The sequence below is a fragment of the Terriglobales bacterium genome, assembly GCA_035487355.1.
GTDB lineage: Bacteria > Acidobacteriota > Terriglobia > Terriglobales > Acidobacteriaceae > QIAW01.
Map to the genome: position 1 here is coordinate 1 of DATHMF010000070.1, position 17,917 is coordinate 17,917.

Here is a 17,917-nt window from a genome sequence, read left to right on the forward strand (position 1 = left end):
CTAAACTCAGGAAAACTCAATAATAAAGTCAGAAAAACTGGGTTACGTTGGCAGGAGATTCGATATTCACAATTACACTCGTCATGCCTTGGAGCCTCAAGCCTGCGGCAAGGGACCGACCCGACGCGACTAAACCCGCCGAGGCAAGGTAAATTAGAGATGAGACAAGAAAGGTCAACCAACAATGAAACTACGCAAGCTGGGCCGTACGGGTTTTGAGGTGAGTGATGTCGCTTATGGACTTTGGGGGATGAGCGGCTGGAGCGGTTCTGACGATCAGGAGTCGCAAAACTCTATGCAGTTCGCAGCAGATTTAGGCTGCAATTTTTTCGATTCCGCCTGGGCCTATGGCGACGGTAAAAGCGACGCCTTTCTGGGAGAAACGCTGCGCCGGAACCCGGGTAAGCGTCTCTACGCTGCCTCCAAGGTCCCGCCGAAAAACCGCAAGTGGCCGGCGTCGCCGAAAGATCCCTATAGCGATGTATTCCCTGCAGACCATGTTTTCGAATACGCAGACCTGATCCGCAAAAAACTTCAGACTGATTCCATTGACTTGCTCCAGTTCCATGTGTGGAACGACGGTTGGACAGACGAAAAGGAGTTTCACGAAACCGTTTCTAAGCTCAAACGTGACGGAACCGTTCGCGCCTTTGGAATAAGCCTCAATCGCTGGGAGCCGGAGAACGGAATACGCGCTCTTCGCACCGGACTCGTGGATACGGTGCAGGTGGTTTACAACATCTTCGATCAAGCTCCTGAGGATGAGCTCTTCCCTGTTTGCAAGGAGCTGAATATTGGCGTCATTGCCCGAGTTCCCCTGGACGAGGGGAGCTTGAGCGGAACGTTCACTGCAGAAACAAAATTCCCAGAAAGCGACTGGCGTTCAAAGTACTTTAACGCAGAAAACCTGCGCGCTTCTCTCGAGCGCGTCGAACAGCTTAAGAAGCTGCTTCCGGGTTCAATGACCTTGCCCGAGCTGGCGATCCGCTACATCCTCTCGCATCCGGTGGTGAGTACGACCATTGTCGGCATGCGGCGTACGGAGCACGTACGTCAGAACCTGGCTTTGAGTGATGCTGGAGCGCTTCCGCCGGATTTGCTGGCTGCCTCGAAAAAACATCGCTGGGAGCGCACGCCACAGATGCATCCTGTTTCATAGCGGTTGGGATGTCACACGACACCCGGCGAGAGGCCGGCGCTGCTTCCCTATGACAAAGACCTCGAACACCCGGCTCATGATAGCCGCTATTACCGCCCTTTTTCTTTATGGGGCCATTGCTTCCATGCTGGGGACGCTGCTGCCTGATCTTTCCGCGCAATTTCACATGACAGCAAAACAAAACGGCAGCATCGCCTCGATGCAGGCGCTGGGGTTGGTGCTGGCTTCCATCATGGCCGGGCCGCTGATTGATAGCCGAGGCAAGAAAACTGGATTTCTGGGCGGGATGGCGCTTATCGTCATCTCTCTCTTTGCCCTTCCCAACTCGGTAGGATGGAAAACCATCATGGCCGCTATGTTCGTTTTGGGAGTGGGTGGCGGCACCATCGTGACCGCGGCGAATACTCTGGTAAGCGATATTGGAGAAGACAAGCGCGCTTCCATGCTGAGTTTTGCGAACGTGTTCTTCGGGCTGGGAGGTCTGCTGACCCCTTTCATCGCTGCTAATCTTCTTCATGGCAATGCTATCGGCCTGAGTTACCTCATCGCGGTGCTGGCAACCGTGACATTCATCTTGCACGTGACCACGCCCATGCCTCCACCAGCCATTCACCAGGGCTTTGTTTTTTCGCAGGCTCTCCGGCTGCCAGATAAATCTTTACTGTTTTTATTGTCTTTGTTTAATTTCTTGTATGTCTCGTGTGAAGTGGCCTTTTGGAACTGGCTGACAAAGTATCTGGTTGGCGAAGGAATTTCGCGGCCGGTAGCGTTGAACATTCTCGCGCTCGGCTTCGCTTCCGGGATGCTGGCCGGCCGTCTGATCAGCTCCCGCCTTCTGCTGAAGTATTCCGCAGTTTCCGTCAGCTTTGTATGCTCGGGGCTCATGGTGATTACCACCTATTGGACCTTGCATGCGGGGAATCCTGTGATTGCGTGGTTGAGTGTCTTTTGTGCAGGGGCGGTGATGGGGCCGGTCTTTCCCAGTATTATCGCGGTTGCCGGGGATGCGTTCTCTCAGATGACCGCTACCTGCGTGGGAATTGTTATCACTGCGGGATGGATCGGGGTGGTAACCAGTTCATGGCTGATTGGATTGCTTGCCGGCAACGACGGAACTCATCTGCGTATGGCCTTATTGATTCTGCCGGTTTTTTCCGCCGCGATGATTCTCATTAATCTCGGCTTGCGTCCCCTGCTGGCCAGGGCACTCGCCCGCAATCGAATAGTGTATGATGCTCCCGCTCAGCACGTATCTTAAACAGCTCTGGAGCTTTTCAAAATATGAAATTCCTTCGTATCCTTTCCATTTTTTTGTTAGCGGCAACCTGTTCTGCAGCAGACCTCACCGGGAACTGGGCAGTTAAAAAACCTCTCATCGACGGTACCTACAATTGGGCCTACTTCAATTTAAAGCAGGATGGTTCCAAGATTACCGGTACGATTCGTACGACCCAGTTTTATTACACGATTACGGAAAGCACCGGCGGTCCTGAGGGCTTCACGTTGACCGCCGGCATGCTGGATGGCAAGAGCTCTCGCACGGTCAGCTATGAAGGAAAGTTAGTTGGGGATGATGAGTTACACATCATCAGCCACCGCCGTACTGACACCGTGGAAGATGTTGCCCATCGCGTCCCGGCAGGCGAGGGTGCAATGCCGGCCCGGGTTGAACCGCCTGCGCTTCACAAAGTCCCAGATAACGGCCTGGTGAGGACTCCGCCCATGGGCTGGAACAGTTGGAACAAGTTCGGGCACTCGATTAACGACGCCGACGTTCGTGGAGTAGCTGATGCCATGGTAAGCAGCGGAATGAAAGATGCCGGCTACATCTATATCAACATTGATGACACCTGGGAAGGTATGCGCGACACGCAAGGCAACATTCAGAGCAATAAGAAATTTCCCGATATGAAGGCGCTCTCTGATTACGTGCACAGTAAAGGTCTCAAATTGGGAATCTACTCTTCTCCCGGCCCCAACACTTGCGCCGGCTACGAAGGCAGCTATGGACACGAGGAGCAGGATGCCCGCACCTATGCCGCCTGGGGAATTGATTATCTGAAATACGACTGGTGCGGGGCCCGCATTCTGTACAAGGACGAAGAAATGCAGGCGGTCTACCAGAAAATGGGTGATGCCCTGCTGGCTACCGGCCGCCCGATTGTCTATAGTCTTTGCCAATACGGCCGCCAGGACGTGTGGAAGTGGGGCGCCGATGTTGGCGGCAATCTGTGGCGTACCACCGGCGACATCCGTGACGCGTGGGATTCCATGACCCGGATCGGCTTTGCGCAAGACGAGCACGCTCCCTACGCCAAACCTGGACACTGGAACGATCCCGACATGCTGGAGATCGGTAATGGCCACATGAACGACACAGAATACAAAACCCATATGAGTTTGTGGTCTATGCTCTCCGCGCCGCTGATTGCCGGCAACGATCTGCGCGATATGACGCCCGCTATTCACGACATTCTGACAAATCGCGAGGTCATCGCCATTGATCAAGATAAAGCCGGCAAACAAGCCACGCGAGTGTCTAAATCCGGAGACCATGAGATATTCGTGAAGCAGCTTGCCGATGGCGCACGGGCGGTTGCGTTATTTAATCGCTCCGATAAAGACGTCCCGATCAAGGTTAAGTGGGCGGATATCGGGATCAAAGGCACTCCAAAGCACGTGCGCGACCTGTGGGAACACAAAGACATAACTCTGGAAAAGAAGCAGCCGGAATACGAAGCGACTGTGCCCGGACATGGTGTGGTGCTGCTCCGCATCAAACACTAAAAACTTTTCCCTAACGGAGTGACACTCCAGCAAAAATTGGGAAGGAGGGCAGAGAATCTTATGGTTAATCCTGCGCAAGCGGCGCGCTGGAGTATCGCGCCCTACCTCATTGTTGACGATGTAGTGGCAACCGCCAACTTTTACCGCGACAAGCTGGGATTCCACTACGAGCGCTTCTGGGGTGAGCCGCCAGCCTTTTGCATGGTGAAGCGCCGCGGGATTGTCATTATGCTCAGCCAGTTTGATAAGACGGGCCTGATGCGTCCCAACAGCAAAGCGGCTCCCGACGGTGAAGCCTGGGATGCGTATATCTGGGTGGAGAATGCCGATGCGCTGTATGAAGAGTTCAAAAGCAGGCGCGTAAAGATCGCACGGGACCTCTGCGACCAACCCTACGGCTGCCGCGACTTTGACGTCGAGGATTGCAACGGATACAGGCTATGTTTTGGACAGGACATAGAAGGATAAACAATGCCCGGTGAGACATTTATTGTGCCAGTGAAATTGCGCTGTTCTCTTTTTGCTCTCGCGACGCTGCTTATCTGTTGCGGCATCCGCGCACAGAATCCATCCCCGAGTCCAACGGCAAGTCCTACGCCAAACCCAGCTTCGAAGATTCCGGTCAATTACGACGAATCGAAAGTTGGCACTTATACATTGCCGGATCCGTTGGTCCTGGAAAATGGCCAGCGCGTTCGCGATGCCAAGACCTGGAACAACAAGCGCAGACCGGAGATCCTGCGCCTATTCGAGGAAAATGTTTACGGCCGCCGACCTGGCCGTCCTAAAGACATGCACTTCGAAGTCTTCGATGTTGATAAGCACGCCCTGGGTGGAAAGGCCATCCGCAAGCAGGTAACGGTTTATTTTTCGGCAAAGAAAGATGGACCGAAAGAGGATGTGCTCATCTATCTGCCCGCAAATGCGAAAAAACCGGTGCCTTTAATCCTCAGTCTGAATTTTTCAGGCAACCACCGGATCATGGATGACCCAGGCATTAAGCTGGCCACGATTTGGGACCGCAAAACCAAAACAAAATCACAGGCGACGGAAGATACCAGGGGCACTTCAAAATGGCCGATTGAAAAGTTGCTTGAGCACGGCATTGGCCTGGCTACCATCTATTATTGCGACATTGAGCCGGATTTCGCTGGCGGTATGGAATATGGAGTTCGTCCTCTATTCTTCAAACCAGGACAAACCGAACCGGCTCCAGACGATTGGGGAGCGATTGGCGCGTGGGGCTGGGGCCTGAGCCGTGCCATGGATTACGTGGAGACCGATAAAGACATTGACGCCAAGCACGTTGCCATTCTGGGACATTCACGGCTGGGCAAGACCGTCCTGTGGGCCGGCGCTGCGGATACGCGCTTTGCCATGGTGCTGGCAGCCGGGTCCGGTGAAAGCGGCGCGGCCCTGGCGCGGCGTGATTTCGGTGAAACCGTTAAGCACATGAACGTCAACTTCGCCTACCAGTTCTGTCAGAACTATCAGAAGTGGGGTGACCACATAAATGACATGCCGGTGGATCAGCACGAGTTAATCGCACTGATCGCGCCGCGCTTCGTCTATCTGGCGGATGGTGATCAGGACCTCTGGTCCGACCCGAAAGGGGAATTCCTCTCTGCTGTAGCCGCCGGCCCTGTTTATCGCCTGCTGGGCAAAGATGATCTAGGCACAGACCAGTGGCCACCTGTTAACCAGCCTATTCAGCATACGATTGCCTATCATCTCCGCACCGGCAAGCATGAGTTGGCGCCCTACGATTGGGACCAGTACATTGCGTATGTGGATGCGAATTTTAAAACCAGTCCTCAGTCGTCAGTCCTCAGTAAATGAGGAAATTGCAACGGAATTTGTATCTGCCAATTACTGCCCATATTCACGCAGCCGGGACGGCTGTACTACTATGTCTTAAATTCTTTCTCTCTCGCGACGATTTTCAGGTACCTGCCGAACCGTCTCCTTACTGTCATGTTGAGCGGAGCGCCTGGAGAAAATCTGCAGCCTCGAGACGGATGGGCGCGCAGTCGAAACACCCCGACAAAGCCTGCGGAAGAAATGTAGCCGTAAGGAATTCTCCCCAGAGTGTGTCCCGCAACGTCAGCCAGTGACTTCCAATCGCGGCGATCGTTGCACATAATCCTGGAATGTAGGGCGGGAATCGGTTGCGCGCCCCCAGCCTGTTTTCGCTGGCGGCGGCATCGGAAAAATTCCCTGATGCGGAATGTAGACCGAAACCTTCTCGGGGTGTTTCGACTGCGCGCTTGAGATTCTGTAAGCTTGCCCATGGAGTCGTGGCGCTCCGCTCAACATGACAGAGGGGAGGAGCATGGCTCGTGACTGCTTTACAGAAACGCTGCTCCTCCCCGTTGCGGCTTGCCGCGCTGTGCCACACAAGCATCATCCCCGCACTTGGCCGCTACCTGTTACTTCATATTTGCTTGAGGTGAGTTCTTCCAGAGCAAATGGCCCACGGCAGTGCAGCTTCTGGTTGCTGATTCCCATTTCGGCACCGAAGCCGAACTCGCCGCCATCCACGAAGCGAGTCGAAGCATTCCAGAGCACGGCAGCAGAATCAACCTGGCGCATAAACTGTTGTGCGTTGGTCTGATTCTTTGTCACGATGGCTTCTGAGTGTTTGGTGGAATAGCGATTGATGTGAGCGATAGCTTCACTCAGGTCTTTCACGACTTTAATCGCGATGCACAAGCGCAGATATTCTTCCGTCCAGTCTTTCGCTTCCGCGAGATGCACATTGCTTTCCCCGGCCAGCTTACGGGTCTGCTCGTCGCCGCGCACTTCCACTCCACTCTCCAGCAGCTTCTTCACAATGCGCGGTACATATTCGGCGGCGATGCCTCGATGCACCAGGAGCTTCTCGGCAGCGTTACACACCGAGGGGCGCTGCGTCTTGGCATTGATGACGATGCGATCGGCCATTTCGAGGTCGGCGGATTCATCCACAAAGATGTGGCAGTTCCCTGCCCCGGTCTCGATCACCGGCACTGTGGCGTTCTCGATGACAAAGTCAATCAGTGGCTGGCCGCCACGAGGAATCAGGACATCCACGAAACCACGGGCTTTAATCAGCTCCTGCACCGAGACGCGCGTGCTGGAATCCAGCAACTCGATGGCACCTTCAGGAACGCCAGGCACGCTGTTCAGAACTTCCACCAGCCTGCGATTGCTGTGCGCCGCTTCTTTTCCACCGCGCAACACAATCGCATTCCCCGTCTTAACCGTGAGCGCTACGGTTTCTACCGTAACGTTAGGCCGCGATTCATAAATAATGCCGACCACACCCAGGGGAACGCGAACTTTACGGATGCGCAGTCCGTTAGGGCGGGTCCACTCTTTGATGGTTTCGCCGACAGGATCGGCAAGGCCCGCGACATCACGCAGCGCCTGGCTCATCTCCACAATTCGCTTGGGCGTCAGCAGAAGACGGTCGCGCATAGCGCCTTCGAGACCGCTGCTCTCCAGGTCGGCCTGGTTCGCCCCTCGTATGCTCTCGTGCTCAGACTCAAGCGCTTTAGCCATCTTCTCGAGCAGAGAATTCTTTTCCGCAGTAGAAAGCTGGGCCAAAATAGGAGCAGCCTCCCGGGCGCGAATCAGCTTTTCCTGGGTGGAGAGCGCGTTACTTACGGAAGTCGCCATATCACTTCACCGCTTTCCGTCGAGGCGGAAAGTATGTCCCAATTTTACGCGCAATTGCCTTTGTCAAAACCTGCGGATCTCCACCATTCACAATGGCCACGTGAACTCCATTTTCGCTTGCCAGTTTGGCGGCACGCAATTTGGAGCGCATGCCACCGGTTCCCAGATCGCTGCGGCCGTTGCATAAAGCTTCCATTTCGGGCGTAAGTTTTTGCACGGTGCGCAACAGCCGCCGAGTTTTGCTTCCGTCGGGGACATAGAAGCCATCCACGTTGGTCAGCATGAGCAGCCAGTCGGCTTGAACGGCAGTCGCCAGCAGGGCGCTGAGTTGGTCATTATCGCCAAATGCGGCTAAGAGTTCGATTTCGCCGACCGAGACGCTGTCATTTTCATTCACGATCGGCACCACCCCCAGCTTGAGCAATCGTTGCAGAGCATTCTGCAAATTTTTGTAACGTACCGGCGAGGTGAAATCATCGTTGGAAAGCAGCAGTTGCGCGACAGTCTTCTTCCCAAAAAACACCTGTTCGTAGGTGTGCATCAACAGGCTTTGTCCAACGGCGGCGCAGGCCTGCATGAGCGGGACCCCGGTGGGCCGCTCGCCAAGAGAGAGCCGTGACATTCCAGAGGCGACGGCCCCCGAGCTTACGATGAGATACTCATGGCGCGACAGGTCGAATTGATCTACCAGGTTGCGAAGCTGGTTAGTATCAATGCGGCCCTTGGGCGCGATAACGCTGCTGCCAATTTTGATGACGATACGCATTTCGTGTGCTGTTATTTTACCTAAAGGCTGTTGTCTGCTGGGCTTATCCACCTTGCCCACAGGGTTGAACAGCAGCTAATATTCCATGGTGGGTGTTTAAAGCACCCGTGAGGCCTTTTCCATGAAAAACATCAGAGCAGCGGCTGCGGTGTTGAGTTATCTCGTAATTGTGTGCCTGGCCGGCTATAACCTGCGCGGTCAGTTGTTTGGCAAAAGTATGCCGGCAACCCCGACTAATTCTACCTCGGCTGCAACAGCGCAAGCTGCGCCAGAGCCTGCTTCGACACCTGGGGCACAAAGTGATTTGAAATCACAGCCCGAGACTACACCCCAGCTCGTAGCACAGGCAGAAACCTCTCCCAAGGAAAAAACGGGCTTGCCAACCACCCCTTCGCCGGCGGGAAAAACTACTAAAGATACGCATTCCCAGCAGTCATTTGTTCCCGTCGCGGGCAACGGCGCGGTGGATGTTGGCGAACGGCTCCCCGATTTCCTTCTTATCGGCCTGAATGGCAATACGTTGAACGAAAGCGCGCTGCGCGGGCACAAGACATTATTCATTATCGTCAGCCCGACGTGTCCACACTGCCAAAGAGATCTCAAGCTGCTGCACCAGATCGAGAACGATTACCCATCCATTGAACCTGTATTTGCTTCGGTAGCCCAGCGCGATCAGACGACGCCCTTGGCCGACATGACCGGCGAAGGCGACCATATTTATACGGGAGCGATGGACCTGTCGCGAAGCCTGGGCGTAAGCGGGGTACCGTTTGTCATGCTGATTGATGAAAAGGGCGTAATACGGTTGATTAAAAAAGGCGAGCTGGATGAACCCACATTCCGCGATATCCTGGGAAAATTCTCCCATGGACAGCCCGTTGCTCAGTTGCCCAAGATAATGCCAAGTGATGCCGCATTCGCCGTAACTAACTTTTTCGGAGAGCAAGCATAATGTCATCGAAACCACTGTCTGCAACGGGCTGGATAATCCTGGTGATTCGCATCCTCTTCGGTGGATTGTTTATCTATACGTCGGTCTGGCACTCGATGCACGCTCAGGAGTTTCTGCAGTCGATCAAGGACTACCAGATCATCTCTGGTCCACTGGTCTCCTGGAGTGGTTTTTTGTTTATTGCTCTAGAGGCCGCAATTGGGGTTACTTTGGTTTTTGGATTTTTCGTTCGGCAAATGGCGTTGGTTGCGGCAGCTTTGCTGGCAGCCTTTACCGGCGTCATCGTGAGTGCAATTGTTCGCAAATTAGATATTGCCTGCGGTTGTGGTCTTGGCGATACGCACGTGGGTTGGTTTGACGTGCTCAGAGATGCATTTCTGATCGGGATCGCCTTGCTGATAGCCTGGCGAGACGGGAAGACAAAAGAATCTCAAACCGGGCAAGTTGCGGAGCTTTCTGCCGCAAAATGATTTCAGAGATGCAGGTGCATATTCCTAACACTCCAAAGCACGTTAGCATAGGCACGAGTGGCCCAGGCAGAGCACAGTATTTTGCTGCTTATGTGTTGCTGCTGATATTCAGCAGCATGTTCCTGGCGCCCTTGCTCTCTGCCGAAGTTGTGCAGGCAGGTCTGGCGGCCTGCTGTAAAAGGACTGGCAAGCATTTTTGTATCGGACCAGGTGAGCTGAACCCAGGAAATCTGAAATCGGGAAATCTAAAATCAACGGATTCTTTTCCCAAAGGGCCGCAAGTTTCTGAACGGTGCCCTTACGCGTTTACACACGCTCTTACAGGCATCATACCCACCGTTGGTATTGTTGTTGCAACGGCAGCGCATAGCGATAGCCTCAAGACTCCTCCGGCGCAGACTTACACGTATTCCCTTCCCTTTATCACACCCAGGCACGCAGACCAGAAACGCGGCCCACCAAGGCTGTCTGTTAGTCTATTCATCTAAACATTTCAATCGAAGAAATTAATCTTGCAGGGAATACAGATTCCCACCTGACTGGTATTTAACCAGCGGAGAAGGGTCATATGCAGATGCAAAATCGAATGGGAAAAATATTCTGGGTTGCTATCGCTGCCGCAGCAATTTTGCTGGGCGGCTGCCAGAAATCCGGGAAGCGCTATCACCTGACCGGACAGGTCATCAGCAAGAAAAACGCCACCAACGAAGTCGAGGTCAAGCATGAGGCCATACCGAACTTCATGCCGGCCATGACCATGACCTATAAAGTTCCCGACTCCGATGCCGTCAAAGGCCTGCAGCCTGGCGACACGATAGAAGCCGACGTCGTGGTTCCCACCAGCGGCGACGCATATTGGCTGGATGACGTGGTCATCACCAACGGGCCACAGGGTCCGATCAAAGCCGCTCTGGCGCCGCGTCTGCTCATGCCGGGCGATACCATCCCCGATGTGCCCCTCACCAACCAGGATGGCAAAACCATTCACATCAACCAACTCAAGGGCAAAGCTGTCTTAGTGACTTTTATCTACACGCGTTGTCCGCAGCCGACATTCTGTCCGCGCATCAGCAGCCAGTTTGCGTTCATTCACGATGAACTGGCCAAGAACCCGGCGGATTACCAAAAGACTCATCTCCTGAGCATCAGCCTTGATCCCAGCTACGATACCGCGCCTGTCCTCAAAAAATACGGCCTCGCGTACATGGATAACAATCCCTCGGGCTTCGATCACTGGGAGTTCGCCGCAACTACGCCGGCAGATCTTGGCAAGCTTGCCCAGGCCTTTGGCTTGGAGTACTTCCAACAGGACAATCAGATCGTGCATACCATGAGCACGGTCCTGCTGGGACCGGACGGAAACGTCGCGAAAGCCTGGGAGGGCAACGAATGGAAGACCACCGACGCTCTGGCTGCATTGCAGGAGGCCGTTCAAAAAGCAGACGCCAGGCACTATACGCTGAAAGGCTCGGTCAACGCAGTTGATAAAAAAAGCCAGGAAATCACGGTCAAACACGCTGCTATTCCCGGATATATGCCCGCCATGACCATGCCTTATAAAGTGAAAGATACCCAACTGCTCGACACCCTCGCACCCGGAGATCAAATTCATGCTGAGCTCACGATTGAAGGAGACAACTCCTACCTGGAAAAGGTAGTGGTTGACAAGCACACCAAAGGAAATAATTAAGCTAATGATGACGGGCTTGAAACTTACGTTGATTTCGCTGCTGACCGCAGCTCTGTTGTTAAGCGCGGGCTGCTCCCAGAGCGGCGCTACGGCCAGCGACGCAGGCAAAGGCGGCCATGAACTTTATCAACTGCATTGCCAGGAGTGCCACGAGGGCGCCAATCTCAATTTGCGCAAGCAACCGCCAAAATTGAATGGATTATTCCATGCAAAGAACTTGCCCAGCGGCGAGGCAGCCACCGATGAACAGGTGCGCAAGACCATCGTCGAAGGCCGTGGCATTATGCCGGCATTCGACCAAAAGCTCAGCGATAAGGAAATTGAGGATCTGGTCAAGTACCTGCATACGATTTGAGCGGAAGGACCAATTACTTCCACTACTGCCGGCACCACTTAAGAACTGGACAAAATCGCTCTCACACGATTTAATACCTGCAAGCTGGAAATTTACACTTTTTGTGAGGTAGGCCACGCATGATCCAACTTCAAGCCGCCATAATTTCAGTGGCTGTGATGCTGCAGCGCATGTGCTATGCGGCCAGCGCTCTATTCCAATCCTTGCAACCCATCAAGACCCGCTGGCAGATTTTTTGTGGCCAATTCCAGCACAATTTGACCAAGCCGCCTGATCCGGAATCCATCCGCAACCATCACGTCGCTGGAGTTGCCGTGATTGCACTCGCCCTGGTCTCGTTTATTGAAGAGTCGAAAGGCGAGAAGGCCGGCTGGATACGTTACATCTGGCCGAGCCTGATGTTTATCATGGGCATCGCGATTATTGGCTGGGCTGATCCCGGTACCTGGCCCGATGGTCCCAAGCCGCTGGCCCAGGACACCGAAGCTATTCAGCACAAATTTTTCGCCCTCTTTGCCATCTCCCTGGGCGTAATTGAACTGATGCGGCGGATGGGCAAGCTCACCCACAAAGCCTGGGGATACGTTTTTTCCGTCACCATGATCGGCGCCGGGACCTTCCTGCTCTTCCACCAGGGAGAGCACGCACACATCGTCCACCTGCAGCACCTGGCCATGGGATCGGTGGGGGTTGCGGTTGGCCTCGCACAGGCTGCAAACAGCGGCAAGACTATACACAACTGGCTGCGATTACACCTCTACAGCCTGTTCATTCTGGCACTTGGGCTGCTGCTGCTCTTGTACGTGGAGTGATCACACCTCCCGTGGGGTGGATGCCTCAAACTGTATCACTGCCCAGAGAAATCGTGAGCTCTTCACGCACTTGAGAACTGTTTTTGATATCAAAATGGTATCAAAACCTTGCCCTTCAGGAAGATTTCATTCATCATGGAGTGAGGGCGCAGCAGCCTGGTTTTTGGCGGCGCAGCCCTTAGAATAAAGCTCTTTGAAAATTCGCAAAGGTAGTAACTCAGAACCGATCCGCGGATGATATCTATCCAGTAAACACCGCAGACTACTTAGCAGGTGCCCGCCGCAAAAACGACTTTCCCCAGTAAATATGCGGTGATCATGGCTGTTTCAGGTAGTTCCGACCACTTGCTGCAAGTGGGGACAGTATCCTGACTTTTTGGCGCGAAAAGATAGAGACTGAAAATTACTAAAAGGTAAAGACCAAGCGCGCAAGGGGGTACCCCCGTAGTCTCGGGGCCTCTGGCGGGCATTCTCTGAGAACTGAGAACCGAGAACTGAGAAACTGTTTTCTGAGGGCTGAGTGCTGCTTCTACTCGATGCCGTAGTCCTTCCACTTCTTATCCACTAGCGCCCTGGTCTTTTCATCCATGAGGATCTCATCGGGCCACGGACGGTTGAAGCCCTCCGATGGCCACTTGCGCGTGGCGTCAATGCCCATCTTGGAGCCGAAGTTGGGCAGGCGCGAGGCATGATCGAGCGAATCCACCGGCCCCAGCGTGAACTGTATATCGCGCTCCGGATCAATATGGTTCAGGGCTTTCAAGGTCACATCGGCAATGTCCTGCACGTTCACGTCTTCATCCACCACGATGATGCACTTGGTAAACATGGCCTGTCCCAGCGACCAGATGGCATTCATCACCTTGCGGGCCTGGCCAGGGTAGGACTTCTTGATGGAGACGATCATCAGGTTGTGAAAAATACCTTCCACGGGCAAGTTCACATCGACAAGTTCAGGAATGGTGACGCGCATCAGCGGCAGGAATATCCGCTCCACGGCTTTGCCCATCCAGGCATCTTCCATCGGAGGCTTGCCGACAATCGTGGTTGCATAAACCGGATTGCGGCGGTGGGTCATGCAGGTGAGATGAAACACCGGATACTCATCCGCCAGCGAATAAAAACCGGTGTGGTCACCGAACGGGCCTTCTGTGCGCAGCTCATCCAGATTGACGTAGCCCTCAAGAATAATTTCCGCGTTCGCCGGGACCTCTAGGTCGACGGTCTCGCACTTCACCAACTCCACCGGGCTTTGCCGAAGAAAACCGACAATCATATACTCTTCAACGTCCGGAGGAGCGGGGACGATAGCAGAAAACGTCAGCGCCGGATCGGTCCCGATCGCAACTGCAACTTCCATCTTGCCTGCCGGCCTCGGACCTTCCGCCAGGACCGAGCCGCCCGAAGAGCGTGCCATGATGTCCACCGCAGCCGACCGGTTAGCACTTCCCTCTCCCGAGGCCGCCGTCGCCGCACGCATGCGCTCGCGGTAGTGTTCTGCGCCGATCTTCTGCCGCTGCCAGTGCATGCCCGCGGTGCGCTCGTCGTAGATCTGCATACGATACATGCCCACGTTGCGCTTCCCTGTCTTCGGATCGCGAGTAATGACGCAGGGCAGCGTGATAAAGCGTCCGGCGTCTTTGGGCCAGCATTGCAGAACGGGAAGATCGAGCAGTGAGAACTTGTCTTTCTTGATGACCTCTTTGCACGGGCCGGAGCTTACGGTCTTAGGAAAGAACTTGCCCAGATCGGCCAGCATGGGCAGCATCTTGATCTTATCCAGCAGCCCCTGCGGCGACTTAACATCCATGAATTGGTGGATGCGCTCGGCTATGCTGTCGAGAGACTCCACCTCCAAGGCCAGATTCATGCGCCGCGCCGAGCCGAACTGATTAATCAAAACCTGCGCGCCAGGGTGTCCTTTGACGTTTTCAAAGAGCAGTGCCGGTCCGCCCGCCGTCATGCGGGGCAGCTTATCGGGCTGTCCGGCTTTGGAGACTCGGTCGGTAATCTCCGTAATCTCCAGAATCGGGTCCACCTCTGTTTTTATGCGTTTGAGTTCGCCGGCGCGTTCGAGGGCGGCGATCCAGTCTCTAAGGTCGTTGTAGGCCAAAATGTCTTCTCCGAATTTGCTACTGCGACGGTGCGACGATTATAAACACTCTTCAGGCAGAGCACCGTGGGTATTGGGTGATTGATTCATCGAGTCATTGGAGGATTGGGAGTTTGTCTACTCTGACGTGCTTTGGCTCAGTACTGACGGCTGAATGCTGAGTGCTTTACTGCTGTTGCTGTTCGTATTGGAAGCGATCAAGCGACGTTACAGGCGCAGGTCTTGACTGGATTACGGTTGCAGGGCTCAACTCTTCTGGCAATGGCCTGTCCACGGTAGAAACGGATACGCCGACACTCAGTTCACTGGCTGCCTCGCCTTTGTAAACTCCTCGGGTTGGCGGCACGTCGGCGTAATCACGCCCAATAGCAACCCGAATGTGGCGGTCACTGGCGACCAGGTTGTTGGTGGGATCAAAGGCCACCCATCCCAGCGGCGGAAGAAATGCCTCTACCCAGGCATGCGTCGCGCCCTCCGGCGACCGGTCTGGAGCCTTGGTGTCGTGGCAGAGATAGCCACTGATATACCGGCACGGCATACGAAGCTGCCGCACCAGCGCGATCATGATGTGTGCAAAGTCCTGGCACACGCCGCGACGGCTGCGCAAGGCATCGTCAATCGGCGAGTCAACCTTCGTGCTGTTGGGCACGTAGTCGAAGGCGCGGTAAATCGCCTGGTTCAGCTCCAGCAGAGTTTCGAGCGGTGTTTCGCGGCGTTTCAAGTCAAGCTCACGAGCAAATTCCTCGAGCGTCTCCGTGGAGCAGGCATAACGGCTGGGCAGAAGCATCTCCCAGTAATCGCCTTCGGCGACCTGCGCATCAAAGTCACTCCAGTTGCACACTTCGGAGGATTGCGGAGCGGGGATCGGCAGCACCTCCACCACCGCTTTGGCCGTAATCTTGATCTCCGCCTGGCTTCCAGGGATATCGAAGTGATGCACCGTGTTCCCCAGGAAATCGCGATAGACCATGATGCTGGCGTTGGGATTCACATCGAGATAAAAACTGAGACACCGCTGCTGCCCTTCGCTGCGCGGCTGCATGCGCACTTCCATTACACTTTCGCGCACCGCCGGCTGGTAAGCAAAGTTCGTGATGTGCCGAATGGAGTAGATCATATCGCTGCTCATGAAGCCATCGCCGACTCAACGGGATAGTCGAAATAAATCTGCTGAATGGCAGCGTGTACCTGCCCGCACTGGCTCCGGATACTTTCCAGGTACGCATGCGCGCCGTTGGCCATGATCTCGTCAATCTGGCTGAAGCTCAGCGTTGCCTTCAGCCGGCCGGCAATCCGGACAGGTTGCGCCGCCTTGCGCTGCGTGAGTTCGCTGGTGACCTGCAGCGCAGAGTGCACCATCTCCACGGAAAAGCGTATCGAGTGCGGGAACTCGGAATTCAGCAGTAGAAATTCCGCCACACGCAACGGCCTCACCTCAGCGGTGTAAACCTTGCAATACGCCTCGAAGGCCGTGCAGCACTTGAGCAACCCAACCCACTCCAGGTATTCGGCGCTTTCCACGGCCTGGTCCGGCGGATGCGGCAGGTAGCTGAAGTGCGTGCCAATCAGCGAGGCCAGCATGTTGGTGCGCTCGACAAATCGGCCCAGTTGGATGTAATGCCAGCCCTCGCCATGACTCATGGTCGAGTCGGTGATGCCCTCAAAGAGGTGGACTCCCTCCTGCACCGAGCGGAAGAATGCCAGCGACAGCAGGTTCCATCCGTCTTCTGCGTGGCTGCCAATCACTTTGAGATAAAGACGGTTAAGTTGCTCCCACATCTCTGAGCTGCATTGCTCGCGCACGTGCCGCAAATTTTCACGCGCCGAGGCAATGCACGAAACAATGGAAAAAGAGCTCGACCGGCTGAAGGTCAAGGTATGAGGAAGGGTTGTGGCGTCCACTCCGCCAACGAGAGCGGCCGGGATTTGCAAGGCTACCAGCAACCGCTGCCATCGTTCCGTGACCAGCTCCGCTGACTGGTCGAGCCGCAATTGCAAATCAACATCAATCAGGCGGGCGGTGTGCTCCGCTCGCTCAAGATAGCGGCTCATCCAGTAGAGATTGTCAGCAACTCGTGAGAGCATGGTCGTGTTTGCGCAGAAAAACTAAGCTGCCTGCCCTGCGCTGCCTCCTTCACGAAGTACCCAGGTATCTTTGCTGCCGCCGCCCTGGGAAGAGTTCACCACCAAACATCCGCGCCGCAGAGCGACCCGTGTAAGACCACCCGGCACTAAACTCACGCTCTCGCCATAAAGGATGTAAGGCCGCAGATCAATGTGGCGTGCCTCCACGTCGCCATCAATAAAACACGGCGCCTGGCTGAGCGACAGCGTCGGTTGCGCAATATAGTTGCGCGGCTCAGCCAGAATTTTCTGGCGAAAGTCTTCGCGCTCTTGAAAGGTGCTGTGCGGGCCAATCAACATGCCGTAACCACCCGATTCGCCTACGGCTTTGATCACTAACTCTTCCATACGTTCCAGCACGTAGCTGCGCTGGGAGTCATCGGTGAGCAGATAGGTTTCAATGTTGGGCAGAATGGCATCCTGCTGCAGGTAGTAGTGGATGATAGCCGGCACATACGCATAGATGGCTTTATCATCGGCGACTCCAGTCCCGATGGCGTTAGCCAGGGTCACGTTGCCGGCACGGTATGCATTGAACAGACCCGGCGTTCCCAGAATGGAATCGGTGCGGAAGCACAGCGGGTCCATGAAATCGTCGTCTACTCGTCGGTAGATGACATCCACGCGCCGCAGCCCGGCCGTGGTCCTCATGTAAACCACGTTGTCGTGGACCAGCAGGTCGCGTCCTTCCACCAGCTCGATTCCCATCTGCTGCGCCAGAAACGTGTGCTCAAAATATGCCGAGTTGGAAACGCCCGGCGTCAGCAGCACAGTTGTAGGTTCATTCCGGCTGGAACAACCCGCGGGCGCCAGAGATCGCAGTGTGGCCAGCAACGCCTGCGCGTAGTGGTCAATGGGGCAGACTCCATAGTCTCGGAATAATGCGGGAAAGACGCGCTTCAGCACCTTGCGGTTAGCCAACATGTAAGAGACGCCGCTGGGCACGCGCAGATTATCTTCCAGCACAGCAAAGCTGCCATCGGGCACGCGTACCAGATCGGTGCCGCACACGCTTACGTAAATGTCGCG

Annotated in this window: 16 protein-coding genes; 10 read left to right on the forward strand and 6 right to left on the reverse strand. The window is 54.9% G+C overall.

Annotation, left to right across the window (positions count from 1 at the left end):
* The first annotated feature begins 184 nt into the window (after window positions 1–184).
* Genes VK738_12865 through VK738_12885 form a run of 5 tightly spaced genes read left to right on the forward strand, consistent with a single transcriptional unit; the run spans window position 185 to window position 5,785 of the window.
* On the forward strand, window positions 185–1,159 hold the full coding sequence (locus VK738_12865) for an aldo/keto reductase (GenBank protein HTD23542.1): 975 nt from the start codon (window positions 185–187) through the stop codon (window positions 1,157–1,159).
* A gap of 49 nt (window positions 1,160–1,208) precedes the next feature.
* The gene (locus tag VK738_12870; protein ID HTD23543.1) at window positions 1,209–2,417 is read left to right on the forward strand and encodes an MFS transporter; all 1,209 of its coding nucleotides are present in this window, start codon (window positions 1,209–1,211) and stop codon (window positions 2,415–2,417) included.
* 23 nt (window positions 2,418–2,440) lie between these two features.
* A complete protein-coding gene (locus VK738_12875; protein ID HTD23544.1) occupies window positions 2,441–3,946 on the forward strand; it encodes a glycoside hydrolase family 27 protein in 1,506 nt (501 codons plus the stop codon).
* A 60-nt stretch (window positions 3,947–4,006) separates the two neighbouring features.
* Window positions 4,007–4,414: a VOC family protein gene (locus VK738_12880; GenBank protein HTD23545.1), complete on the forward strand. Its 408-nt coding sequence runs from the start codon at window positions 4,007–4,009 to the stop codon at window positions 4,412–4,414.
* Between the two features lie 3 nt (window positions 4,415–4,417).
* On the forward strand, window positions 4,418–5,785 hold the full coding sequence (locus VK738_12885; GenBank protein ID HTD23546.1) for a hypothetical protein: 1,368 nt from the start codon (window positions 4,418–4,420) through the stop codon (window positions 5,783–5,785).
* A gap of 564 nt (window positions 5,786–6,349) precedes the next feature.
* Here VK738_12885 and VK738_12890 read toward each other — a convergent pair.
* Together VK738_12890 and proB are read right to left on the reverse strand one after the other, a co-directional pair.
* Window positions 6,350–7,606 carry a glutamate-5-semialdehyde dehydrogenase gene (locus VK738_12890; GenBank protein ID HTD23547.1) on the reverse strand — a complete coding sequence of 419 codons (1,257 nt, stop codon included), beginning with the start codon at window positions 7,604–7,606 and terminating at the stop codon, window positions 6,350–6,352.
* 1 nt (window position 7,607) lies between these two features.
* Window positions 7,608–8,372, reverse strand: coding sequence for a glutamate 5-kinase (gene proB / locus VK738_12895; protein HTD23548.1), 765 nt, complete (start codon window positions 8,370–8,372; stop codon window positions 7,608–7,610).
* Between the two features lie 121 nt (window positions 8,373–8,493).
* Between proB and VK738_12900 the strand changes: the two genes are divergently transcribed.
* The 5 genes from VK738_12900 to VK738_12920 all read left to right on the forward strand — a co-directional run bounded on the left by VK738_12900 (window position 8,494) and on the right by VK738_12920 (window position 12,651).
* Window positions 8,494–9,324: a TlpA disulfide reductase family protein gene (locus tag VK738_12900; GenBank protein HTD23549.1), complete on the forward strand. Its 831-nt coding sequence runs from the start codon at window positions 8,494–8,496 to the stop codon at window positions 9,322–9,324.
* Window positions 9,324–9,794 (forward strand): MauE/DoxX family redox-associated membrane protein, encoded by a 471-nt coding sequence (locus VK738_12905; GenBank protein HTD23550.1) that lies wholly within the window; start codon window positions 9,324–9,326, stop codon window positions 9,792–9,794. The genes VK738_12900 and VK738_12905 overlap by 1 nt, the downstream gene beginning before the upstream one ends.
* A gap of 568 nt (window positions 9,795–10,362) precedes the next feature.
* A complete protein-coding gene (locus VK738_12910; protein HTD23551.1) occupies window positions 10,363–11,484 on the forward strand; it encodes a copper-binding protein in 1,122 nt (373 codons plus the stop codon).
* A gap of 4 nt (window positions 11,485–11,488) precedes the next feature.
* A complete protein-coding gene (locus VK738_12915; GenBank protein ID HTD23552.1) occupies window positions 11,489–11,839 on the forward strand; it encodes a cytochrome c in 351 nt (116 codons plus the stop codon).
* A gap of 119 nt (window positions 11,840–11,958) precedes the next feature.
* Window positions 11,959–12,651 (forward strand): hypothetical protein, encoded by a 693-nt coding sequence (locus tag VK738_12920; GenBank protein ID HTD23553.1) that lies wholly within the window; start codon window positions 11,959–11,961, stop codon window positions 12,649–12,651.
* A gap of 529 nt (window positions 12,652–13,180) precedes the next feature.
* On the opposite strand, the gene VK738_12925 is transcribed toward VK738_12920, so the two are convergent.
* The 4 genes from VK738_12925 to VK738_12940 all read right to left on the reverse strand — a co-directional run.
* Window positions 13,181–14,764 carry a UbiD family decarboxylase gene (locus VK738_12925; GenBank protein ID HTD23554.1) on the reverse strand — a complete coding sequence of 528 codons (1,584 nt, stop codon included), beginning with the start codon at window positions 14,762–14,764 and terminating at the stop codon, window positions 13,181–13,183.
* 166 nt (window positions 14,765–14,930) lie between these two features.
* Window positions 14,931–15,881 (reverse strand): transglutaminase family protein, encoded by a 951-nt coding sequence (locus VK738_12930; protein ID HTD23555.1) that lies wholly within the window; start codon window positions 15,879–15,881, stop codon window positions 14,931–14,933.
* An 8-nt stretch (window positions 15,882–15,889) separates the two neighbouring features.
* On the reverse strand, window positions 15,890–16,849 hold the full coding sequence (locus VK738_12935) for an alpha-E domain-containing protein (GenBank protein HTD23556.1): 960 nt from the start codon (window positions 16,847–16,849) through the stop codon (window positions 15,890–15,892).
* A gap of 21 nt (window positions 16,850–16,870) precedes the next feature.
* On the reverse strand, window positions 16,871–17,917 hold a 1,047-nt coding region (locus VK738_12940; GenBank protein ID HTD23557.1), incomplete at its 5' end, for a circularly permuted type 2 ATP-grasp protein.

Bases quoted from the DNA above. Each gene is read 5' to 3' on its own strand.
- VK738_12935 (HTD23556.1), bottom strand. From the start codon at position 16,849: ATGCTCTCACGAGTTGCTGACAATCTCTACTGGATGAGCCGCTATCTT.
- VK738_12870 (HTD23543.1), top strand. From the start codon at position 1,209: ATGACAAAGACCTCGAACACCCGGCTCATGATAGCCGCTATTACCGCC.
- VK738_12910 (HTD23551.1), top strand. From the start codon at position 10,363: ATGCAGATGCAAAATCGAATGGGAAAAATATTCTGGGTTGCTATCGCT.
- VK738_12880 (HTD23545.1), top strand. From the start codon at position 4,007: ATGGTTAATCCTGCGCAAGCGGCGCGCTGGAGTATCGCGCCCTACCTC.
- VK738_12865 (HTD23542.1), top strand. From the start codon at position 185: ATGAAACTACGCAAGCTGGGCCGTACGGGTTTTGAGGTGAGTGATGTC.
- VK738_12920 (HTD23553.1), top strand. From the start codon at position 11,959: ATGATCCAACTTCAAGCCGCCATAATTTCAGTGGCTGTGATGCTGCAG.
- VK738_12930 (HTD23555.1), bottom strand. From the start codon at position 15,881: ATGATCTACTCCATTCGGCACATCACGAACTTTGCTTACCAGCCGGCG.
- VK738_12885 (HTD23546.1), top strand. From the start codon at position 4,418: ATGCCCGGTGAGACATTTATTGTGCCAGTGAAATTGCGCTGTTCTCTT.
- VK738_12875 (HTD23544.1), top strand. From the start codon at position 2,441: ATGAAATTCCTTCGTATCCTTTCCATTTTTTTGTTAGCGGCAACCTGT.
- VK738_12900 (HTD23549.1), top strand. From the start codon at position 8,494: ATGAAAAACATCAGAGCAGCGGCTGCGGTGTTGAGTTATCTCGTAATT.
- VK738_12915 (HTD23552.1), top strand. From the start codon at position 11,489: ATGATGACGGGCTTGAAACTTACGTTGATTTCGCTGCTGACCGCAGCT.
- proB (HTD23548.1), bottom strand. From the start codon at position 8,372: ATGCGTATCGTCATCAAAATTGGCAGCAGCGTTATCGCGCCCAAGGGC.
- VK738_12890 (HTD23547.1), bottom strand. From the start codon at position 7,606: ATGGCGACTTCCGTAAGTAACGCGCTCTCCACCCAGGAAAAGCTGATT.
- VK738_12905 (HTD23550.1), top strand. From the start codon at position 9,324: ATGTCATCGAAACCACTGTCTGCAACGGGCTGGATAATCCTGGTGATT.